General features: G+C 39.1%; 18 protein-coding genes and 4 pseudogenes. 2 read left to right on the forward strand and 20 right to left on the reverse strand.

Going from position 1 to position 23,160, the window contains the following annotated elements; all coding sequences use genetic code 11:
* Positions 1-56: 56 nt before the first annotated feature.
* From eutL to RCG21_RS21145, 9 genes are all read right to left on the reverse strand, one after another.
* The gene (eutL, locus tag RCG21_RS21105; protein WP_133339702.1) at positions 57-710 is read right to left on the reverse strand and encodes an ethanolamine utilization microcompartment protein EutL; all 654 of its coding nucleotides are present in this window, start codon (positions 708-710) and stop codon (positions 57-59) included.
* A gap of 3 nt (positions 711-713) precedes the next feature.
* Complete coding sequence (eutC, locus tag RCG21_RS21110) at positions 714-1,682, reverse strand: ethanolamine ammonia-lyase subunit EutC (protein WP_133339700.1); 969 nt, start codon at positions 1,680-1,682, stop codon at positions 714-716.
* A gap of 12 nt (positions 1,683-1,694) precedes the next feature.
* The gene (locus RCG21_RS21115) at positions 1,695-3,059 is read right to left on the reverse strand and encodes an ethanolamine ammonia-lyase subunit EutB (protein ID WP_133339698.1); all 1,365 of its coding nucleotides are present in this window, start codon (positions 3,057-3,059) and stop codon (positions 1,695-1,697) included.
* 18 nt (positions 3,060-3,077) lie between these two features.
* Positions 3,078-4,523, reverse strand: coding sequence for an ethanolamine ammonia-lyase reactivating factor EutA (locus RCG21_RS21120; protein ID WP_133339696.1), 1,446 nt, complete (start codon positions 4,521-4,523; stop codon positions 3,078-3,080).
* 136 nt (positions 4,524-4,659) lie between these two features.
* Positions 4,660-5,160 carry a EutP/PduV family microcompartment system protein gene (locus tag RCG21_RS21125; protein WP_133339694.1) on the reverse strand — a complete coding sequence of 167 codons (501 nt, stop codon included), beginning with the start codon at positions 5,158-5,160 and terminating at the stop codon, positions 4,660-4,662.
* Positions 5,161-5,307: 147 nt separating this feature from the next.
* Positions 5,308-5,649, reverse strand: coding sequence for an ethanolamine utilization microcompartment protein EutS (gene eutS / locus RCG21_RS21130; RefSeq protein WP_133339692.1), 342 nt, complete (start codon positions 5,647-5,649; stop codon positions 5,308-5,310).
* Positions 5,650-5,755: 106 nt separating this feature from the next.
* Positions 5,756-6,328 (reverse strand): ANTAR domain-containing response regulator, encoded by a 573-nt coding sequence (locus RCG21_RS21135; protein ID WP_133339690.1) that lies wholly within the window; start codon positions 6,326-6,328, stop codon positions 5,756-5,758.
* 3 nt (positions 6,329-6,331) lie between these two features.
* Positions 6,332-7,765: a GAF domain-containing sensor histidine kinase gene (locus tag RCG21_RS21140; RefSeq protein WP_133339688.1), complete on the reverse strand. Its 1,434-nt coding sequence runs from the start codon at positions 7,763-7,765 to the stop codon at positions 6,332-6,334.
* 168 nt (positions 7,766-7,933) lie between these two features.
* Entirely contained in the window at positions 7,934-9,157 is a 1,224-nt protein-coding gene (locus RCG21_RS21145) for a M20 metallopeptidase family protein (RefSeq protein WP_208025432.1), read from the reverse strand.
* 139 nt (positions 9,158-9,296) lie between these two features.
* Between RCG21_RS21145 and RCG21_RS21150 the strand changes: the two genes are divergently transcribed.
* Positions 9,297-10,094: a GNAT family N-acetyltransferase gene (locus RCG21_RS21150; protein ID WP_165976400.1), complete on the forward strand. Its 798-nt coding sequence runs from the start codon at positions 9,297-9,299 to the stop codon at positions 10,092-10,094.
* A gap of 42 nt (positions 10,095-10,136) precedes the next feature.
* Here RCG21_RS21150 and RCG21_RS21155 read toward each other — a convergent pair whose 3' ends face one another.
* Both RCG21_RS21155 and RCG21_RS21160 read right to left on the reverse strand, forming a co-directional pair.
* Entirely contained in the window at positions 10,137-11,033 is an 897-nt protein-coding gene (locus RCG21_RS21155; protein WP_133339684.1) for a GNAT family N-acetyltransferase, read from the reverse strand.
* Between the two features lie 103 nt (positions 11,034-11,136).
* Positions 11,137-11,856, reverse strand: coding sequence for an NAD-dependent deacylase (locus tag RCG21_RS21160; protein WP_235824945.1), 720 nt, complete (start codon positions 11,854-11,856; stop codon positions 11,137-11,139).
* A 43-nt stretch (positions 11,857-11,899) separates the two neighbouring features.
* On the opposite strand from RCG21_RS21160, the pseudogene RCG21_RS21165 reads away from it, so the two are divergent.
* Positions 11,900-12,472, forward strand: a pseudogene (locus RCG21_RS21165) (GNAT family N-acetyltransferase); the annotation flags it as partial.
* A 541-nt stretch (positions 12,473-13,013) separates the two neighbouring features.
* On the opposite strand, the gene RCG21_RS21170 reads toward RCG21_RS21165, so the two are convergent.
* The 9 genes and pseudogenes from RCG21_RS21170 to RCG21_RS21200 all read right to left on the reverse strand — a co-directional run bounded on the left by RCG21_RS21170 (position 13,014) and on the right by RCG21_RS21200 (position 22,552).
* Positions 13,014-14,306, reverse strand: a complete 1,293-nt coding sequence (locus tag RCG21_RS21170; RefSeq protein WP_308913735.1) for a serine hydrolase domain-containing protein — start codon at positions 14,304-14,306, stop codon at positions 13,014-13,016.
* A gap of 272 nt (positions 14,307-14,578) precedes the next feature.
* Positions 14,579-15,136, reverse strand: a pseudogene (locus RCG21_RS21175) (IS110 family transposase); the annotation flags it as partial.
* 203 nt (positions 15,137-15,339) lie between these two features.
* Positions 15,340-15,711, reverse strand: a complete 372-nt coding sequence (locus tag RCG21_RS21180) for a group II intron maturase-specific domain-containing protein (protein WP_308914290.1) — start codon at positions 15,709-15,711, stop codon at positions 15,340-15,342.
* A 5-nt stretch (positions 15,712-15,716) separates the two neighbouring features.
* Positions 15,717-16,631: a group II intron reverse transcriptase/maturase gene (ltrA, locus tag RCG21_RS21185; protein WP_308913736.1), complete on the reverse strand. Its 915-nt coding sequence runs from the start codon at positions 16,629-16,631 to the stop codon at positions 15,717-15,719.
* Between the two features lie 1,401 nt (positions 16,632-18,032).
* Positions 18,033-18,143 (reverse strand): annotated as a pseudogene (locus tag RCG21_RS33775) (DUF8220 family protein); the annotation flags it as partial.
* A gap of 30 nt (positions 18,144-18,173) precedes the next feature.
* Positions 18,174-18,526: pseudogene (locus RCG21_RS21190) on the reverse strand (short-chain dehydrogenase).
* Positions 18,527-18,831: 305 nt separating this feature from the next.
* Positions 18,832-19,137 carry a tyrosine-type recombinase/integrase gene (locus RCG21_RS33595; RefSeq protein ID WP_133340375.1) on the reverse strand — a complete coding sequence of 102 codons (306 nt, stop codon included), beginning with the start codon at positions 19,135-19,137 and terminating at the stop codon, positions 18,832-18,834.
* 161 nt (positions 19,138-19,298) lie between these two features.
* Positions 19,299-19,820 carry a hypothetical protein gene (locus tag RCG21_RS21195; RefSeq protein WP_133340377.1) on the reverse strand — a complete coding sequence of 174 codons (522 nt, stop codon included), beginning with the start codon at positions 19,818-19,820 and terminating at the stop codon, positions 19,299-19,301.
* Positions 19,817-22,552 carry a DUF3289 family protein gene (locus tag RCG21_RS21200; RefSeq protein ID WP_308913737.1) on the reverse strand — a complete coding sequence of 912 codons (2,736 nt, stop codon included), beginning with the start codon at positions 22,550-22,552 and terminating at the stop codon, positions 19,817-19,819. The genes RCG21_RS21195 and RCG21_RS21200 overlap by 4 nt, the downstream gene beginning before the upstream one ends.
* Positions 22,553-23,160 lie beyond the last annotated feature (608 nt).

The raw sequence follows: 23,160 nt of genomic DNA on the forward strand, positions 1-23,160 counted from the left end.
TGGTACGGTTTATCAGCGAATTCAAAGAGTTTATCAGCGAATTAAAAAAGCTTTATCTAGTACTGCCGCGGATTTCTCGCAATCTCGATAATCACATCGCGAAATGCATCGGCTGCCGCCTGACAGGCTGATTGCGAACCCGTCAACAGCCCGCCACCAAAGTTTGTTTCCGAAGGAGGACCGAAAAACTTAACCAGTTCCACATCCGCAGCCTTCAAGGCGGCATCAATTCCATACACGGCTTCAAGCGGCGGGGCAATCAAATAGGCAAGTGCCTCCCCTTGATTAATCCCAGCCTCAGCTGATAAATACGTACCCGTTCTAGCCACGACATGAGCATATAGCGCATGACTTTTTTCATCATTTAAAGTTTCAAAATAGGCATCATTTTCTGCGGTCTGGATAACCGCGTCAATGCCGCTTTTCACTTCATCAGGGCTCGGGCCGGCTAAAACGCCAATCATTTCGCCTGACAAAGGCCCTGAAGCATGCCCGGACCCTGCGTAGAAAGACCTTGCATAGACGACATCAACATCCGCCCGTTTGGTTGCTTCATCGAGAGCGGTATAACCCACATCATCAATAGTTGAGGTAAAAATCGCTAAACTCCGTTGATGCGGTTTTAACTGGAACTGTGCAGCTAAGGCAGGGTCAACATTTGGGATAATCCGGACAGCTAAAATTTCTGCATGAATTCGTTCTAAAGCCACTTTTTACCCCTCCTTATTGACCAGCGATACCCCGCTAGCTTCATATTTTAAAATTTTTTGGACAACCGTTCCGATATAAGCCCCTGCCTCAACCGGCGGGATGCCGCCCTTATGAATATTGGAAATAACCATACGGTCGGCTTCAATCGTGCCCTGGCGCGGTTCGTAGCATAAATATGCACTTAATGACTCCGCACTAACCAACCCTGGTCGCTCACCTATTAGATAAACAATTACCTTCGGTTTGAGCAGTTCCCCGACATCATCCATCGCCGCGACCCGGCCTTTTTCGATAAAAAATGGTGTACCAACATCCAGTCCTAAGCTTTGAAGTGATTGATTCAGAGAGAGATAGACATCCTCTACATTTTCCTCAACCGCTTTTGAACTCAAGCCATCAGAAACAATAATTTGCACAGTCGGCGACTTTTTACATTTTTCGTTAATTAATTGTTTGGCCTCATCCGAAAGCTTTCGGCCAAAGTCAGGTCGGCGGACATATACCTCTTTGTCAGCAACCTTTGTATTGACCTTGAATAAGGACAGGCTTTCTAAGATTTTAGGATCGACATCGCCATAGACCGCATCGACCGCTGCCGCATGGTCAAAACGAAATTTCAGCCACGTATCCGTTTTTGGCCGTAAGCCCGCGCGGCCAACCCCTATTCTCGCTGGCGTTTTACTAATGAGAAGATCCAGCTCCTCTTTGTTAAAAGGATTTTCAAGTCCAACCGGCGGCTTTGGTTCTACTGCTATTTCCTTTTCCGGCTCAGACTCGGTACAATCCGAGTTGCATTTCTCTTCAACATTATTTGAACGGTGATTCCAAAACTTTACTTCAACACTTGCCGCTGGTTCATTGGTTACCTTTGTACGAACCTCTTCCACCGTTGACTCACTGCCAACCGCAGCCTTTGTCTGCAATTTTTCAACCACCATTTTCGTTATTTGTTCCACTAACTCAGGATTCATTCCCTACACCTCCTATCGCGAAAAAATCGTTGGATCACCAGCATATTTACTTAATTTCCCGTTTTCAAAAATCCCCATTTTTTCAAGCCATGCTTCAAATTGTGGTGCCGGCCGTTTATTCAGCGTTTGTCTTAATGTCGCGACATCATGATAGCTCAAGGATTGATAGTTCAGCATACAATCATCCCCCATTGGCGCAGCGATAATAAAATTCACTCCAGCCGCTGTCAGCAGCACCCCAAGATCCTCGATGTCATTTTGATCCGCTTTAATATGGTTTGTGTAGCAAATATCTACGCCCATTGGGATCCCATGCATTTTTCCCATAAAATGATCCTCAAGACCGGCACGAATCACCTGCTTGTTGTTGTACAAATACTCAGGTCCAATAAAGCCAACTACTGTATTGACAATATACGGATCATAGTAGCGGGCAAAGCCGTAATTCCGCGATTCCAAGGTCAATTGGTCAATATTATAATGGGCTTCTGCGGATAATTCCGAGCCTTGGCCTGTTTCAAAATAGAGGCGTTGCGGCCCAGTTCCGGTTCCATACACCTTAGCCATTTCATTTGCTTCCTCTAACAGCAAAGCCGTGATCCCGAAGGAACGATTGGCTGCTTCTGTTCCGGCAATACTTTGGAAAATCATATCTGCCGGTGCCCCTTGTTGGACTGCTTTCATTTGTGCAGTCACATGGGCAAGTACACAGTTCTGTGTTGGAATTTCCCATTTTTGAATGAAGTCGTGCGTAGCATGCAATAATCGTTTTACACTTTCCACGGAATCATCCACTGGGTTAATCCCGATTACCGCATCACCGATTCCATAAGCAAGACCCTCTTTCATTGAGGCCATCATGCCCTCAACATTATCCGTCGGATGGTTCGGCTGCAGTCTTGATGCCAGAACACCTTTTTGACCGATGGTGATATTACATTTAGATAAAATTTCAATTTTATTGGCTGCATGGACTAAATCCAGATTGGACATGATTTTCGCCACGGCCGCAATCATTTCACTATTCAACCCTCTGCTGAGGCGTTTCAAATCTTCCCCAGTGGTAGTATCGTTCAGGATATATTCACGAAGCTCGGAAACGGACCAATTTTTGATGGATTGATAGGTTGGTTCGTTTATTTGCCCTTCGATTATCCTAGAAACCTCATCCTCTTCAGGGGATAGCAACGGATTTTCTCTGATATCCTGAAGCGTTAAATAGCTCAATACTTGCTTAGCTGCAATTCTTTCTTGGACGGTTTCAGCCGCAATCCCCGCTAAGCGGTCGCCGGATTTTTCTTCATTTGCTTTTGCAAATAAATCCTTTAGCGAGGAAAATTGATAAACAGTACCTAAATAGGTGGTTTTTAATTTCACAAAAAAGTCCCCCTTTCGTCATTTCTGGAATGTTAATGTTTTTATAATTACAGGAACAACATTTGTGTTTAGCACTTGGCCAATATCCAAATAGTCCCCATTTTCAACATTGATTTGATCAATACAGATGACGGATTGTGATGAATCCTTCCTCTTTAGCGTTTGCCCAAGAACCTTTGCATAGTCGCGGTCAAGAACTAGGACTAGCGGCTGTGCCGGATTCGGTTTTTGTTTCATCGCAGTGAGGATTGTGTCAGCAAATTCATCAATTTCACGAAACCTTAGATAAGGCAGCTCTGAAAAATAAACCGCAAAATTCTGCCCATCGCGTTGCGAATCATAGAGTTCAATTGCTTCTTCAATTCGTTTAGAAAATTGGTTCATTTCGATTTTAAAATCAGCTTCAAATCGGACCTGATAAACCGGTAAATTTTTTAACGGTAATTTTCCGTTATCGGCCTCGATGGTCGCCCCGCTAATTTCCGTCGTTTGCATTCCAGCACCGAGCACCGTGGCCCGGACTGTTTCCTGCGGCATAACCCAAGTCCATTCTGATAAACTGGTACTCTCCTTTAACGAAGCTGCTAACATCAGCCCGATGTCATCATATTGAGCTGTCTGTCCAGAACCGTTCTCATGCTGATAGATACATTCACTGATCCCGCCTGAGAACATAATAGCCTCTATGTCTTCTCCCCAGTTTGGTTCATGCCCCAGCAATAATGCGTGGTCTTCAAGGGTGAGTGCCCTATTTAACATTCTCGCGATAACCTCGGCCATGAAATCGGTAATCTTTTTTATTTCGATTGGATTAGAGCTTTGCCCCACTTCCATTCTGGCTCCCCATCGTTGAAGCAGGTCCTTAACTGGAGGAGAGATGCTTTGAATTTTGTTTTCCTTGAATTCAATCAATCTGCCGCCAATATGAAGTGTACAGGTTCCACAAAGCCTTCCTGATTTATAGACCGCCACATTCGCGGTACCCCCACCGATATCGATATTGGCTATAACCTTTCCCGTCTCTTTGGAATATTCATAGGCACCCGAGCCTTTTGCTGCAATAATCCCTTCTAAGTCCGGCCCTGCAGTTGCCACTAGAAACTCCCCGGCATGGTCTGATAACTGATGGAGCATTACTTCGGCATTAGACTTCGTGGCTGTTTCACCTGTGATGATCACAGCCCCCGTTTGGATGTCCTTCGGTTCAATTCCTGCTTTCTGATATTCCACTTTGACAAGGTCTTCAATTTTTTCAATATCAATGGTTGTTGGCGTCCTCAGCGGTGTCCGGTAAATCGGACTTCGATGAATAACCTGTTTATCAATGATTTCAATCCGCGGTACATGAGCCCCGCCGGCCATATTCATTAAGGTGAACCGGCTTATTACCAGCTTCGTTGTACTGGTCCCAATATCAATTCCGGCACTGATCATTTCTTCTTTCTGTGGGCCTTTATAGTTCATTCCCATCTCCCCAAAAACAAAAAGCGCCCCTTGTAAACTATCCCAATTTAGATAGTTTAAAAGAGGCGCCATTGCCGTTAAATTCATTTGTTATTCATAATATAAATTATTTTCTGGATACTGTAAAGGCTTTCATTTAAAAAATTATAAACGGAGATGGATTTTCTTCAAGATGCTGTTTCATTTCCTGTAATGAATTTAAGGTTACTAGCTTTCGAATCTCTTCGATTCCTTCATTTTTAACCGATGAGGTAATAATGATGGGTCCCTTGTTCACAATTACCTTTTTTAATAAAGAAATAGCGAGCTCCACATCTGCTTGATCTGAATCACTTTTTGTAACGATTCCGATCGGGATTTTATTGATCCCTGTACTAAATCCAGGCGGAAATACCATTTTTTTCTTGGTTGCATCCTGCAAATAGAGGACATGGGTGACTTCTAGTGCAGTTGACATAATATTTTTATAGTAGAATGGATTTTCACTGTATTCTCCCGGAGTGTCAACAATCCAATCATAATAGATTAGCGACTGTGTTTTGACAGCAGGCACTTTCCGGCCAAGTAATGCGTTGGTTAATGTCGATTTTCCCGCACCAACGGAGCCGATAAGCATCGCTCGGTTCTTTTTAGCCATGTGATGGCCTCCTTTCCTGAGAAGTTTGGCGATATCGACACTTTTTCATCGGATATCAACACAAATCCACGCGATATCGAGACTTTTTGGACGGATATCAACAAAAATTTAAAGGATATCAACACTTTTTCGAATATATCAACAAATCTACGACTTTGTGATCTTCGCCGGCGTATACATCAGCGTATCCGACAGAAACCGGTTGATTTCTGCCATCGCCATTTCTACTTCAGAAACATTGCCAACAATCACGAGGCTTCCGGTAAACCGGTCCAAAAATCCTAACTTTACATTTGCTGATTTTGTCGCTAAATCCCCGGCAATGATTACCGTCTCACTTGGTGTCAGTGTTAAAATTCCAAGGGCTCCCGCCTCTTGAATCCCCAATTTTTCAAACATATCCGGGTCTGGATTCGCAATAATATGGCTTAACGTTACCTGCTTCCCTGGGACAAACTCCTGAATAAACCGCTTTTTCTCTTCACTCACAACAATCACCTCTCCCTTTCTTAAAAAAAGAAAATGCCTAATAGATTTTATTTTTATCAAAAATAAAATCTATTAAGCACCATTGCTTGATCTATTCACTTGTAAACTAGCTTGGGTACTTCAAAATAATGTACTTTGCCACTTTTTCCATTGGCAGCTGTTTTTTCATGCTGAGGTCTCTCATCCTATTGTAAGCCGTTTCTTCCGGTAAATTCAATTGTTTCATTAAAATTCCTTTTGCTTTTTCTACCAGCTTGCGGTTTTTCAGCTCTCGATTCATTTCTTCTACTTTTTCTTTGTAAAAGTTTGCATTTTCAGCCTGCATCAAGGCAATTTCAACCGCTGGAATCAGATTTGCCTCCGAGATTGGTTTTACCAAATACCCTAAAATATTGGCCTTCTTCGCTTTCTCAATATATTCCTTTTGACTATAGGCCGTTAACAGCAAAATCGGGATATTGAATTTATTCGAAATAATCTCGCTCGCCTTCAAACCATTCAACTTTGGCATCTTAATATCCATGATGATTAAGTCGGGCTTTAGTGAATAAGCTAATTCAATGGCCTTTTCTCCATCAGCCGCTTCGGCAACAACATCATAGCCGGCATCCTTTAACATTAGCGAAACATCCAAACGGACGATGGATTCATCTTCTACTACCATAATTCGCTTTTTCATTCCTTAAACCTCCCTCGTAAAGGGAAATTCGACGGTCGCAACTGTGCCTTCACTCGTTCCCTCGATCCTAAAATGTCCCGACAAATCATGTTCAATCATCATCTTGACAATATCAAGCCCTAAAGATGGTTTCATGGTAGAGGTATAGCCAATTCCATTATCTTTTACCAGAACCATTATGGCTGAAGCCTCTTCCTCGATGACCACATGAATTTGGCCTTCATTCCTCTCCGTAAAAGCATGCTTCACACAATTTTGGATCAATTCATTGATGACAAGGGCAACCGAAACTGCTAGGTTTGATTTGATATAAAGCTTCGGTCCTGAATAATCAATCGTAATCGTTTTTCCTTCATGATCATCACTAAAGACCAGCATATTGCCGATTTTCTCTATTAAACTGACAATCTCCACATCGTCCTGGTTTTGCGAGTTAGATAAAATGATTTCATACACAGAAGCAATACTTAAAATTCTGTTGAGGCTTTCAACGAAGTGCACCTTGCTCTCCTCAGGAATTCCCCTTCTCATCTGCAAGCGCAGTAGACTTGCGACTGTTTGCAGGTTATTTTTCACGCGATGGTGAATTTCACGGATCGCCACCGTTTTAACGGTAAGCTCGCGCTCCTTTTCACGCAGCTCTGTTAAATCGCGAAAAATAATGAAGGAGCCGCTGTTTTGTTCATTTTGCACGAGCGCAATTTTTTTCATTTGAAAGACTTTATTCTGAATCGTCACTTCTTGAATCACAAGTTCATCTGAACGCAGGCAGATTTCTTCTAAGTTTGGAAAAAAAGTGGTAAAAAAATTTCCGCTCTTACACTCCATCGAACACATTTCTAACACAAGGTTCATCGCCGCAGGATTCGAATATTGAATCCGTAAATCTTGGTCAATTATGAATAAAGACTCCTCAATGACTTCCGGAATAAACGGTCGGTTTTCGGCCATTCCCAATAATAGTTCACTGAGTGTCTCATTTGCTTCTGTTAGCGCTTTCAGTTTATTTTGATTTTGAAGCTTATCGCTATTGTCCTTCTCCATAATCAACGTGCCAATAACCCGGTTATGTACACCTATAATAGGAACCACACTTTGTTCGACTTTTTTACCTTCTTGTGTAAAGGCATGATTTAGAAAAAGCGGCTTTCCTGTTCGAAAGGCATAAAAAACAGCGGGTTCAAACGTTTCATAAGCAAATTTACCGACAACCGGATTTTTATAGACCGATTTAGCCGTCGAAGGTGCCGCCTCAGCCACGACAATCGCATGCTTTTTTTCCCGCGTTTGACAGTCGATAAATACATTTGCTTGATTCAGGTCCGCAATTAACTGGAGGTTTTGAACCACTTCTTGAATCTTTCGGATCTCTTCATCTGATAGGTCTGTATGAAGCTGACATAAGGTTGCAACGGTGTTTATCTCAGTTTTAAGCATGTCTTAGCCCCAATCTTCTAATATATAAAAATATTGTATCGGGCATTTTTATTAGTGTCAATCTTCTGTTTTTTAAGGAAATGTTTCAAAAATAACAAATGACGCCCCAATCTAACTCAGGACGTCATTTAAGAAAATTGTGATGTTAAAATACGAATAAAGCCAATTCTATTTACGCTGCGCTTTCAACCATTCCATTGCAACATTTGCATGTAATGCGGCACCATATTTGAATATCTCTTCCTTTTGATGCATGCGCGGATTGTGAACAGGTGCTTCTCCCTCTTTACCCGTACCTAAAACAACAAATGCGGAAGGAACTGCCTGGGAAATATGTGAAAAATCTTCTGATCCTCCCAATGTTCCTAAATCCGTTACATAATCCACCCCGACAATTTCTTCTAATGCCGGCATAATTTCATCTACAAAATTTGGATCATTATAGGTCGTAGGTGTATGGAAATCAACGATAGTATAATTACCTCGCCATGCTTTAACAACATGGTCTATCATCTCTGGAATTCGGCCGCATAAATGATCTCTTGACTGTTGGTCATAGCTGCGCATATTCCCTTGTAAAACAGCCTTGTCCGGGATAACATTCGTAACGGTTCCTCCGCTCATCGCACCGATCGAAAAAGTAACACTTGAACTTGGGTCCACTTCGCGCGTGAATAATAAATTTAAACTTGTATACAATTGATTCATGATCATATTGGCATCAATGGTTTTATGTGGTTGTGAACTGTGACCACCATTACCTTGAACCTCAATAATATAGGTATCCATTGCTTGTGATATGGTTCCTTTATGGACAGATAATGTGCCGGCTTCCTGGTCAGGCATGATGTGAATAGCAAAAGCTGCATCAACTTTTGGATCTTCCAAGAGTCCATCTTCAATCATTAACTTAGACCCATAACCCCACTCCTCACCGGGTTGAAACATTAATTTAACTGTTCCTTGCAATTCATCTTCATGATCTTTCAATAGTTGTGCAGCGCCTAACAGCATAGCTGTATGGGAATCATGGCCGCAAGCATGCATTTTACCAGGAATTTTAGATTTAAATTCAGATTCAAATTCTTCCTCAATCGGCAAGGCATCCATATCTGCACGGAGGAGAATACATGGTTCCCCTTTACCAATTGTCGCAACTACACCTGTACATTGGAACTGTTCACCAAATCCTGCTTTCGCATATTTTTTAGTAATATCTGCTGGTACCACACCGCATGGTTTATTTTCAATCCCCATTTCGTTCAACCGTTCACGAATATATTTTTGAGTGTTTGGAAGATCAAATCCGAGTTCAGGATATTGGTGTAAATGCCGGCGATCCTTAATAATTTGTTCTTCATATCTTTTTGCTTCTTCAAAAAAATTCATCATAATCATCACTCCTATATATAATATTTTATATATAATATTATCTACTAAAATTTCATATTTTCCAAATACTTTTTTTTCAGTTGGTTCTAAAGATGGACATGAAACATATCCATAGGATGAGAAAAAAGGGGGTATGTGTATGAATTTTTCCTTGAATAATTTAACCGTTCCTGAAGTAATTAAAGCAACACAAGATAATATGATTGGACTTATGCATACCTGGGGAGGTTTATCCGAATCACTTCAAGTAATCGAAGACGAAAATTGTTTTCGAATTAAATCGCCAATTAAACACCCCTTATTTAACAATATTTTAAAAACAAAGGTTGATCAGGATGTTCATGGATATGTAGATTCAATTATAAACGATTACAAGAGTCAACAGATCCCTTTTCTTTGGCGCATCTGGGACCATGATGAACCAGATGAAATCGGGTCAGTATTGCTCGAAAATGGTGCCCAGCAAATTCCTGGTACAATCTTGATGGCAATCAACTTGGACTCCTTTCAACCACTCACACAACCTCTTCCTGAACTAACGATACAAACAATCGGTATGAAAAGAGATGCAGTAAATTTCTCTCAATGTGCCTGCACTTCATTCGGTATTCCAAAGCAATTTCTTGAGCCGATTGGTGAATTAATCCATAAAGAAGATCCCAATATCGTCAATTTTGTTGGTTATGTAGATGACACAGTAGTTTCGACTGCAACGCTTTATTACTGTAATGGATTAGCAGGAATCTACAATGTAGCCACCTTACTGGACTTCCAAGGAAAAGGCATCGGTATGGATATTATGACAGCGTTACTCTTCAAAGCGAAACATGATGGATATCATACAGCGATTCTCCATGCAACACCAGCCGGGCTGCGGCTTTACGAGAAGCTAGGATTTATAAAGTATGGGGAAATGATACAATATTTATTTACCTAAAGAAAAAAGCATTGGTTGCTTGAAAACCAATGCTTTTCCCTATTAAAGGATCAGATACATTTCATATTGTGCTAGGTTTCCTTTTTGAAAACCATGCTTTTTATAAAAACCTTCAAGTAAACTATTGTTTGAAAACCCAGTAGTCATTTTAGATAATTGGAGATTTTTACAGGCGGTTTGCAAAAGCTGTGTTGCAATACCCTGACCTCTTACATTTTTATCCACCATTAAAAAACTTATCCCGCCGTTCGAATTGATGGATAGACATCCAACTAATTCTTCGTTTAAATAGGCCGCAAAATAATGGTTATGGGTCAATTTTTCTAAGAAATCGATATCATTCTGCCAGTTAATATGGTAGGTCCATTTTTGAATATGTGTTTGAAAATCATTAAAATCCAAACTTCTTATGATGGCTTCTGATTTTGTTTCTGCCATTTTTAGCCCCGATAAATTCTGATTTGAGTAATAAACAATATCATAGATTTTTTCGTAGCCTAATTTTTTATAAAAATGAATCGCTCGGTCATTCCCAACGATTACTTCAAGAAAAAGCTGCTTACAGCCTTGTTTAACCGCCTCTTCTTTATGAAGTTCAAATAGCTGTTGGCTGATGCCATGACCCCTAAAATCAGGGTGAAGTGCTAATGTTCCACATCTCATCGTTTTAATCGTTTCATAATTTTTAATGCCGCCCAATATTACTCCAACAGGCTGTTGTTCAAAAAAAGCGATGAAGGAAGTCTCTCTTGCATTGCCTTCAGGACCAAAAAAGCGCTGGATAAAATCCGGCTCTGAATTTTCCATTTTTATTATATAATCCGAAAAACCATCTTGAAAAGCTTGGTGTATAAAATGATCCTCTACCTCAGAACATCTTTGATAGCTTATTTTCGAATTGTCTACTATAAAACTCGTTTGTTCGTTTGACAATTGCATCTATAAGACCCCCAATCTTCCATTTTGCATTTTACCTGAATATATAGTATAACCATAATAGATTTCTATGAGAAAGGTGGTTTCGCCTATTTGCAAAAATCTATTAGGTTAATTCCTTTAATACCTCGCCAATTTTCCGGTGATGAATCATCAAATCAGCTACATCATCCATTCCCGTTGGCTCCATATTGATAATGACGAGTTTTGCCTCATTCTCTTTTGCTTCTTGTGGAAAAAAGTTTGCCGGTGAGACATTTAAGGAGGAACCGAGAACAATAAACAGCTCCGCTTTCTTTGTTTCCCGTGCTGCTTGTAATAAAGATGCTTCTGGCAACCTTTCGCCAAACAGGACAATAGATGGGCGGATGAATCCACCACATTCACAGGATAAATTTTGCTCCATAAATCTCGCAATTGGAAAAATATCTCGGCACTCTGAACAATGACAGGTTCTTAAGCTGCCATGTAATTCTACAACATTTTTACTGCCTGCTGACTGATGAAATCCATCCACATTTTGGGTAATAATCGCGTTAAGTTTCCCTTCCTGTTCCCATTGAACCAGAACATCATGCCCGATATTGGGCTTATATTTATCAATATATTCAATCCGATTTTGATAAAATTCAATAAACTCATAGCGATTATTTTGAATCGCATCAGTACTGACTAATCTCATAGGATTTTGATCCTTCCATAAACCGGATGAAGCGGAGTGAAAATCAGGTAGTCCGCTCTCCGTGGACATGCCTGCCCCTGAAAATATAACGGTATAATTCGATTCCTCCAGCCATTGTTTTAAAATTTGAATTTTATCATCCATTTTCGCTTCCCCCTTACTTTATATTTTACAAGTTTCCTATATAATGGAAATAACTAACATTAAGAAGGTGGGTTTTATGGATTTTGAGTTACCTGTTTTAGAAACAGAACGTCTCATTCTTAGAAAAGTAACGCAGGAAGATCTGGACGACATCTTTTCTTATGGTTCCATTGAAGAGGTAACCAAATATGTTACATGGAATACACACCGGTCGTTAGCAGACTCACAAGTGTTTGTTGATTTTGCATTAAATCAGTATGAGCAAAAGAAAATTGCGCCGTGGGGAATTGAATACATAGAAACGGGAAAAATGATTGGATCGATTGACTTTGTTTCCTGGCAGCAGCACCATAAGGTAGCGGAAATTGGCTATGTTCTTTCACCAAATTATTGGGGAAAGGGCATCATCACGGAGGCTGCAAAGAGAATAATTGAATATGGCTTTGAAGAAATGGATTTGGTGCGGATCCAAGCAAGATGTTATGTTCAAAACATTGGGTCTGCTCGAGTCATGGAAAAAGCAGGCATGTCTTTTGAAGGCATCATGAAGAAAGCTATGTTTATTAAAGAAAAGCACAGGGATTTAAAAATGTATGCGATTTTAAAAGAAGAATTTCTAATAAAGCATAGTTTGCACTGGCTCAGTGACCGATTCTCTGGATTTCGTGCTTTGTCGGGCACTGAGGCTGGTCTTCGGTTACCATGGACACCGTTTTTTCTTCTTCTGGGCATCGAGATTGCTCTTCAGTTACCATGGACACCGGATTTTGCTTCTTCCGGGCATCGAGATTGGTCTTCGGTTACCACGGACATCATATTTTTGCTCTTCCAAGCATCGAGATTGGTCTTCGGTTACCATGGACACCGGATTTTGCTTCTTTCGGGCATCGACATTGGTCTTCGGTTACCATGGACACCGGATTTTTACTCTGTCGGGCATCGACATTGGTCTTCGGTTACCGCGGACATCATATTTTTGCTCTTCCGGGCATCGAGATTGCTCTTCAGTTACCATGGACACCGGATTTTTACTCTGTCGGGCATCGACATTGGTCTTCGGTGACCGTTGAACCAGATTTTTTTCATGTTCGGTCACTAAGACCACATATATCATTTTGAGTATATCATCTACATCCATTTATTAACAGAAGTTACTTCTAAAATTCATTCTCTCTTACCAACATCCGCAAGCCATACATAACCGCCCACGGTTGCTTCAATTCATTGAAAAAGAAACGAAGCAGCTTTTCATTTTGAATCATAACCAAAGTATCTGGAGCACTTGCCCGTAAATGATATTTCTGCTCTTCAACAACTGCAAAAGCTTGAATTCCCTCTATTTGGATCTTCAGCCGATCTCCTTCCAATGAGGAGTAAATTCCTTGAAACTTTCGCATTTCATCTAAAGTCATTTCATATTCCGGTTCTTCACTTATCTTTTCTTCCAATGGAAGGCCTAACGCAGTATGAACCGCTGCAAGCCATAGATTCCCAGCACTGACACCGCCTACATTTGTTAATACAACTACAAATAAATTTTCTTCTGGGATAAAGCCGAAATTTGAAGACACACCCGGTTGACCGCCTCCATGTTGGACAAGGGTATATTGTTCTGCATAATTGGGAGTTACGTTCAGGGCATAGCCATAAAACGAATTTCTTCCAATTTTATGTATAGGATTCCACATTTTATTCGTATACGAGTTATTTAAATAGACATGACCGTATTTTAACAAATCGACTACATTGGAACGAATCCCTCCTCCAACTTCATAGTTTCCTAGTGTTGGCCATGCAACCTTTTCTAATCGCCCTGCCTTTTGATTGTAATCGTAGGGGATCGATACGTTTTCCATTTGAAAAAGCTCTTCAAGATAATAGGTAGACCGATTCATTTGAAATGTCTGCAGATAGGTTTCTGTCATATATTGATGGTACGGTTTACCGGAAATTTTTTCAATTATGGCACCTAATAATAGAAACATATCATTACAATAACTAAAAAATTCTCCTGGTTTCCCCAACATGTTAATCTCTAACTCTGCTAAATAGGAAAGGTGTTTGCTAAATTCAGTTAGGTACTCTTTCCGTTCAATCGGTGGGAGTCCGGTTGTATGGGAGAGTAAGTGATGGATGCTGATGCTTTCCATGTCTTTTACCTGTTTAAGGTTAAACTCAGGAAGAAATTTTTGAACCGGGTCGTCGACTGAAAGCAATCCCTTCGCTTCCATTTCCAATATCGCCATTGCGGTGAATGACTTTGTGACGGAAGCAATTCCAAAATTAGTTTCCGGTGTAACCGGTAATTGTGCTTCTAGATCACGGTATCCGAAGCCTTTTTGAAAAATGATACTATCATTTTTCATCATTCCAACTGCGGCTCCGGCAATATGTTCTTGTTTCATTTTTTCATTTATGTAGGCTTCTAATTGATTCCAGTTGTATTTCACGATTAAATCCCCCTTATATTTTAAGGATTTCGACAATCGGAGGCGGAAATCCTTTACTCGCTGGGGCTATTCAACACATTATTAGCCGATATCAACATTCTTTAGCGGGAATTATCGACACAAAACTAGAATTATCAACACTTTTTAAAGGGATATCGACAATTTGCAATTCACCCCCATTTCCTCTTAAGCATCTCAATCTCCACTTTATGACTAATCCCCTCGTCATCCGGTGTTTCTAAAATAAAAGGAATCTCCCTTAAAAGTGTCGACTTAAAGACTGTAAGAAATTCTGGAAAGTACCGATCAATCCAGTTATGGACTTGCCCTTGGACCGTTTGGAGGTCATCAGTTAAAAGATCGCGTATTTTTTTCGCCACTCGGAGTTCTGCATAAACCCCTTGTGGTATTGTAGGTTCGGCGTATCTTCCGTCTTTGACCAACTGGGCTATGACTTTAGCGTCTTTTACATCATTTTTAGTTGGTGAATTATCATCGAGTTCCTTGCTTTTCTTTACGTGCAATGGATTGACTACTACAAACTTAATCTCATTTTCCTTTAGAATATGTGCCAGGTTGAACCAATAATGCCCTGTCGGTTCCATCCCAACCACAACTTTATCCAGGCTTTGTTCTTTCTTTATTTCCCAAATCCACTTAAGAAAATGATAGAATCCCTCTTTTGTGTTTTCAAAATAACAAGGTGACCCGAACTCCATTCCTCTAAAGTCCTGGGCACGTGCCACATGCTTGAATTTAGCGATGTCGACTCCTATAATAAGTGTTTGAGAAGTAATTTGAGCAATCTTCTTATTTTGGTTATAATTCATTTTAAAGCCTCCTGGTATTTGAGTATTGTCCTTTTCGCTGGCCAGCTTCAGGACACTCTCATTCTACCAAGAGGTTATTTTTTGGTTCAAACCTCATTTTCACTCATTACAGGAATGCTGCCCCGTTAGCACAATAGAGTAGGAGGGGAAATTTAATCCCCGACCTCTCACACCACCGTACGTACGGTTCCGTATACGGCGGTTCAATCTTTTAAGTATCGTAACTCATAAAGTTGGGATGTATCTTTTAATCCCCATTTTGTGAGTTTTTCTTTTGTTATCGCTTGATGCAGAATCTCACTTTTAGATATCCGCCAGTATCCCTTACGGGAGTTTGCTAATTTCATGGCATCATCATGATTAATTCCATATTTACGAAGCATCCTGTACTTTGTCCTTAGCTTTTTCCATCTCTTCCAGATGAGTTGTCTGAGTCGGTGATTTAACCATTTTTGAGTTTTTACAATGAATTTCTTCATTCGGGATATCCCGTAGCAGTTAATCCACCCTATGGTTACTTGGTTTATTTTCGTTACGATTTCTTTGAACTCACCCGGGCATTTTCGACCGGTTATTTTCCTTAGTTTATTTTTAAATCGTTGTTTTGCCGACTCACTTGGTCGGCAACCAACTTTCCCATGAGGTTATGTATATTGAACCCAAGGAATGTAGCCGAAGTTGCACCACACACTGTACTTTTCTTTTGGTTTATAACTAGTCCGAGGTCTTTCTCGATGTAGCTTGCAACGCTGTCCATTACCCTTACGCCTGCACGTTTACTTTTGACATAGATGACGAAGTCATCCGCATATCTAATAAAACGGTGCCCTCTCTTTTCTAGTTCTCTATCCAGATTGTTCAAATAGACATTTGCTAGAATCGGGGATAACGGACCACCTTGCGGTGCTCCCTCTGTGGTTTCGATATAAATATCTTTGTCAAGAATGCCTGAACGAAGAAATTTCCAAATCAGTTTAAGGACAATTTTATCCGAAATGAACTCCTCTAAATAAGCTCTAACTCTTTGGTGATGAATTGTGTCAAAATAACTTTTCAAGTCACAGTCCACCACTACTCTGTATCCTTCTTGATAATACCGTTCGGCAAGTTTGATTGCCTGGTGGGCATTCTTGCCTTTACGAAAACCAAAGCTATTCTCAGAGAAGTATGGATCTATGATTGGTTCAATTACTTGGAGAATGGCTTGTTGTACCACTCTATCCAATACACATGGTATTCCTAGATATCTTTTGGAACCGTCCGGTTTTGGAATCGCAACCCTTTTGACAGGTTGGGGCTGGTAAGTTCCCTCCATAAGTTTCTGTTTAAGAGGTTGTAAGTATTTTTCCATATGTGATTTCAATTGATATACGGTAATCCCATCAACCCCGGGGGCTCCTTTGTTACTTTTCACTTTTTCATAAGCGTTCCAAAGATTCTCGTTTGCGATAACTTTATTGATTAAATTGATACCATCTTGTTCTTTCATACCCATGTTGGCATCCCTACGCACTCCTATGTAACCTTCGGTTTCCAACCTATTTCTTCATAGGTAGCCATCTTTTGGTCTATACCGCGATGTTTTCTGCGATTAGGCGGGGTGCCTACACCTCCTTGTTTTCCAAGATTTAAGATTGTTCAGTCCTTCATTTCCACTGGAAACTACTATGACCTCTGCTGACTTCTCACGATAAATCTTTTTTCAACCGAGCGAGTTCGCTCGTTCGTGAGACCTCCCCGGGTAAGAGCGATAACCTTCTTCTCATGTAACTGCTATATTTACTGTATGGGGGTCGGGCAGTATTGGACTTTATCTTGCTATGCAGATTCGTCCTCCCCAATTCAGCCTTGTATATAGTTTCTGTTCGTCAGTTCGAGAATTTGCCTCCAGCTTCCTTCAGATTCCACCTCACGGTGGACACCCTTGCTATTGGCTAACAGTTCCTACTGCCAAGCCTGTAGTGGACTTTCACCACCAAGTTATCGCCCATGCCGGGCGCACATAAGAAAATGGGATCGCCGCAGCCATCCCATTCTTTAACTCTTGCACCCGATAGTTTAAGTACAACATTTCACAATCTCCCCTTCAACATCCTTTTATAGTAGCTAAAACACAAGTCCTATTACTGTTAAAGAGAAAAGTAACGGGATTGCACTACCAACTCTTAAACAGCTGGAAAGCAAAATATAAATAGACTAACGAGTTTTTTCTCCCCTGGTCGGTTTTTCTTCAAACGCTTTAGGTGTATATGTCCTATTCTTTTTCATCGTTACATTCATCCCTGTGTATTTATATACATAATAATTCTCTGCTTGTTTTAATTAACCTTCTTCATCAAACTGACCGTTACTTCAATAAGAAAAGCTGCCGAAAGTGACAGCCCTGTTCTTCGACTCTTGAGAACAAGAAATCTCTTTTAATAACTACCCTTCCCCCCTCATTTTTCAGGTAATTCAGGAAAAATTAGATTTACTAATAACGATACAAAAACACAAAACCAAAGTACTGCTATGTTGGAGAAGTAGCTTCTAAAATTGAACATAATTAGAAGAAAAAGAAAGAATACTAGTGATTGCACCCACCTCGGAAAATATCGCCTACGATTACGATTTATTTTCTGTACAGGTTTGTATAGTATGACTCCAACTAGAACAATAGCTATAGAATTAAACAATGCTATCCACCAAGAATAGTGATTCCAAAACAAAACACTAAATAATAAAATGACTATCAATAAAGAACTATAAAATTGCTTATTTAAAATTTTTTTCAAAAATATCCCCAAAACTTATTACAATAAACTACCCCGTTAAGCTCAACAAGCAACAAGATGTTGCCGCAGCAACACCTTGTTTCATCCTATCACCCGTTAGCTGAATAATATTTTTTCAGCAATTAAAACTTCCTAGAGTCTGTTTCTCTTCTATTTGGAAAAATTTCCTTTGCAATATCCTCAAGATAAAGAGTTCCGTGAATACCATTAACTTTTTTCTTATCCACCATTTTCGAGTAAAATCTTTAGTAAAAATCAGTGTGTCAAGGTTTGGGAAATCGCTTGTAAATAATATATTTATTTTCCTCTTTAGCCTTTATTATTTTAGAAGCTAACTGATTAAGTTCAGCAGAATTTTTCTATATCGTTGAATATGTAATCACATCATAAAACATTGATAAAGATTCAGGTGGAATAAATGTAATTCCCCAGAAAGCTAACCCAAACTCTGGACGTTCAAGCGAATGAAAGTAGGTTCTCATAATAGATAAATGCTCATTTAAGTGAATAATAATTTCATCATCAACAGAAATACAATTATATTTTTGGGTTCATAACCAATATTTCTTTTCACTATTTCAATATCATCAATGATTCCAAATTCATGAACAGGCATTATTATCAACCCCCTGATACAAATAATACAATGCTATTCCACTAAATTGCCAGTTAGCTCAACAAGAAAAAGACCGCCGTATCGACCATCATCTATAACAAAAGCCTCAGTTTGTTAGAGAAGAACTCTAATTTGTACCAAGCAATATTTCTTCAATATATTCACTTATTTCTTCTTTAATTTCTTCTAATGACTCATAAAAAAAAGCTCTCCATAAAGGGAAAGCTTAACGGAAAACATTTCTTAAAGGACTAAATGAATTATGTTGTCTCTTAACGTCCATGTTAGTCATGTTTACATATTTCCTAGTCAATGACATGTCTGTGTGACCTAATATTTTTTGTAAGCTGAAGGGTTCTCCTCCATTTGTAATGTAAAGTAATGCTCCTGTGTGTCTTAAAATATGGACGAACAGATTTCTTAACTTCAGACAGCTCTGCAACTTCATGAAGTCTAGTTCTCCAAGTATTAGAGAGCATTTCTCTACCATCGTAGGTAAGGAATAGCAGGTCTTCTCCAAAGTCGTCTGACTCGTTCATGTATTCCTTTAAGAGTTTCATTGTCTTAGTGGACAGTGGAACTTCCTTTGCTTTACGAGTCTTAGTATTCATAGCTTCCAGCTTTGAATATTAAAGTTTTAATTGGGTATGGAAACGATTCGAGTAATGAGGACCACTATGGAAAATATTCACATTGATCCCTAGTCTATCATGTAGTGTCCCTGTTTTAGTTTCTAACAATTTCCATTTCCTTATTTTGTATCGATAGTGTATCACTCAACAAGCTGATCCTCAATAAAATGCATCTGCTTCATGACCTTTCCTTCCTTACTTTTATCATAAACAGTGTATTCCTTTTGTGGTTCAGCATCTGACCAAATGGTATAGGCAATTAGATCATTCTTATGATGTTCCAGCCTATCTGTGTCCATGTACCTTTCATCAGGCTGCCAATCTCTTGGCAAATCCTCACTTTCCCGATAAAAGGACAGATCGAAAATCCTGTTTTTTCCTTTGATTCTTTTCATCTCATCTTCAACTGGATGATTCTTACTGTATTTTTCAACTAATTCTTTCAACTCTATTAAATCTTTTGGTGGATTTAGAATCATAAAATGCTTTCTAAGAGTCTCCACTTCTTCACCCTTTTGACCAACGACCTCTTCTGTATTGGCAATTTCGAAAATCTTTGTTTCCCCGCTTGATTCCTCATTCTTTGTACATCCAATTAAGCTTAATGGAATAAAGAGTGTACAAATCATCAAAACGATAATTTTCACATTAACTTTAATCATAATTCTCCCTCAAATGGTATATCCATTTCCATTACAGACACAAAAGGCTTATATTTCCCATCATATTCATCAAAGTGCTGTAGGACAAACCAGGAACGGAATCCTGCTAAGTTCTTATACACCTTCTCAACATCTGGCTGATCCAACCCAAAATGATCATATAAACGAACACGCATGACTCCTTTAAAGTGATTCCGTTCTAATAGAAAATCTTTTACGGATACAGTATTCCCCCACGTATCATTTACCGTAATGGTCAGTCCACCTACTCGGTCACTCCATGTGCTAAACGTCGGATAACTAGCATTTCTCTGGATAAAATTATAAAATGCATTTATATCCTTTGTACTTTGATCAAACTTAAGTGCTGCCAAATTTCCTCCATTTTTCTTCAGCTCATCGACTAAGGCCTTTTTGACAAATTCAACATAGGCTTTCGTTGTTTCATGCTCACTCGCTTCTTTCGTTAACGTCTTGTTTCTGTATTCTTTACCAGTTCCATCCCTGAAATGATTAATCATATCTACAATCACATCTTCCATATCTCCCATGGCAAACAAACTTGTTGACATATCTTCGAACTCATTAAAGAGGATACTTGGGAAATAAGATTCCAGTAATTGGAGTCTGAACATCCAGCTAATGTCTTTGATTTCATCTTCAGTATAATCATTTGTTTTCATATCATTCGCGACATTTCCATTTTCATCATGGCCTTCTGGTCGGTCTGATTGAAAAATGACCGTATTGGATAAATCAGAGTACAACGGTTTCAAATCCTCCTTATCAGGCTTTCCATCTCCGTCACTATCTTTTCGGTCAGGAAAACTCTTTGGAAAGAAACCTTCAAAGTGAATAGGAACTCCAAAAATAGTTACCGTGAATGATTGGAATGGACCCATTTCTTCGCCATCGGTTAATCCATCTCCGTCACTATCTTTCTTGTTAGGATCTGAGTAGATGATTCCGTATGGTGTCTTCATTCCTTTTATTTCATAGATATCGTATAAGCCATCACCATCGGAATCTGTTGTATCGATCCCTCCATCACCTGATTCGTCGCTAGGGACAATGTCATTCAACTTATTGCTGCTTGCAGCTTGATCGTTCTTTCCCTTCGCCCCCGAGTAATCTATTTCCCTACTCCAAAGCTCCAGCCATTTTTTCTTATCAACAATCAGAAATTCGCCAAAGCGAGTCGTTTTCACACTTATTGTATTCTTACTTGCATTCAATTCCGCGTTAAGGCCTTCATACATTTCCTTCTCTTCATTGTACCAAATGATGCCTAAATCATTTTCCGCTGTGTCTCCTAGCTTCACTTTATCATACGTAAATGTAATGCTTGCTTTCTCAAATGCTGATTTCGTAGTGATGCTTACAGGAGAACCAATCATACCGTGTAAATTAGTTGTTTTAACGTTGTTTGTGCTGCTAATTCTAGTTGTTTGATTGATATTATCCTTTGCACTAAACTCAACTTCTACGCTTTTAATTTCTGCTTGATCAGGCTGAGTCAATGATTGACGAATCGATTGTTTATAGAGTTGTTGTGAATCCTCAATTCCGTCATTGTCGCTGTCTGCAGCATTCGGATTTGTCTTTAAAGCATATTCATCTCCATCACTTAACCCATCGCCATCTGTATCAACCTTATTAGGTAATGTTTTAAACTGATGTACTTCAAATCCGTCAGTTAAACTATCTTGGTCTGAATCTCCCTTAATCAAATTTGTTTGATAAGCTTGCTCGTCTTTATTACTCAGGCCGTCTTCATCGCTATCTTCATCGGCGTCACTTATGCCATTACCATCTGTATCATATTTTGTCGGAGAAATTAATGATTTAACCTCATATTCAATATTGTCCTGCAATCCATCACCATCTGTATCCTTTTTATATGGATTCAGTCCCTCCAGGAATTCTATTCCCTCTGTTATAGTGTCACCATCAGTGTCTGAGGTAGATTCAAAGAACTCTTTATTAAATGAGTAGCCAGCTTTTTCAAGTCCGAATAACACTTGTTTATATGCATTTTGATAGGATTTTGAGGCAGGGATAGCTAGATCTTTTTCTAGAAACTCATTACCTTTTTCAGACATTTTCACCGCGTTATTCAAATGAGCTTTTACCCGATTTTCTTTGTAATCTGCTTGATCGGAGATATCCTTTAAGATACCGATTGCATTTTTATTGACAATTTTATCCGATAAATAAAAATTAAAGAGTATATCTGCAAGTAAAACTTCAGTTGGTTCATTAAAATCGTTTTCTGATAAATAACCCCATAGACATATGGTTAACTTATGTTTGATTTTCAAGAGCAGATCACTTTTAAGAACCACCTCTTGTATGTACTCCTCTTGAACGGCTTGTTCATATTGGTTAATCAATTGTTGAAGTACATCATTAATATCTTTTTGTTTAAATTCTCCGGTTTCATCAATTTCCGCTATCCGTTTAGAATCAAAATTAGCATTAGTTTCTTTTATGACTGTCGCGAAACGCTTTAATTCATTTATTGCCATCTGATCATAAATTTTTGCAATTCTGGTGTCCTCATAGAATTCATATTCACTTAACCACTGTTTTACATTTTCCTTACTAGAATTCATTTGTTGTCCTTGATTAGCATCCTTAATACCCTTTGCCACCACTGTTTGCCCAATTCCGCCGAAAACAATTGAAAAGCTCAATAAAATAATCAGTATACTTTTTATTTTATTATTCAAAATGAAAATCTCCTCTATAAAAATATTAATTTAACCAATAAAAATATAACGATATTTAGATAAGCTACATGCATTTACTATGGTGGATACTTATAAAACTTATTTGGTTTAATGATAAAAGCATACGATATCGTGGTCCCCGTCCAAAGAAGTATTGTCAAAATCCTTGAGATAATGTCATTAAATCAACTCCCTCTATAAATATTGATATATCAACGGTTTTACCCGTTGGTGGGGTGTCAAAAAAATATTTTTTGACACTCTGATTAACATTATTTTATAAATATGCGAAACTCTTACATTAGTTAGGTACGCTACGCTGTCACCACTGGATAAATATGGTTTGTGGTGGGTGGAATCGGTAAGCAATGCACAATGAACCTCTTCTTATGTAGCTTTTAGTTTAATTTATTTATTTCGTGATTTTAAGGTAATAATTTCCTAAATTGGAAATTTTTTTATAAATCTTTAGACCTGTGATATCTTACGATAAAGGTAAAAGAAAAATACTAACTGCGTATCTTATTCATTATCAGTTAATCGTAAATATGAAGTTAGCAAAAACAGCAATCCCATACATAAGGGATTGCCGTTTATCGACTATGCAT

The organism is Bacillus salipaludis (assembly GCF_030938565.1).
Lineage (GTDB): Bacteria > Bacillota > Bacilli > Bacillales > Cytobacillaceae > Neobacillus > Neobacillus salipaludis_A.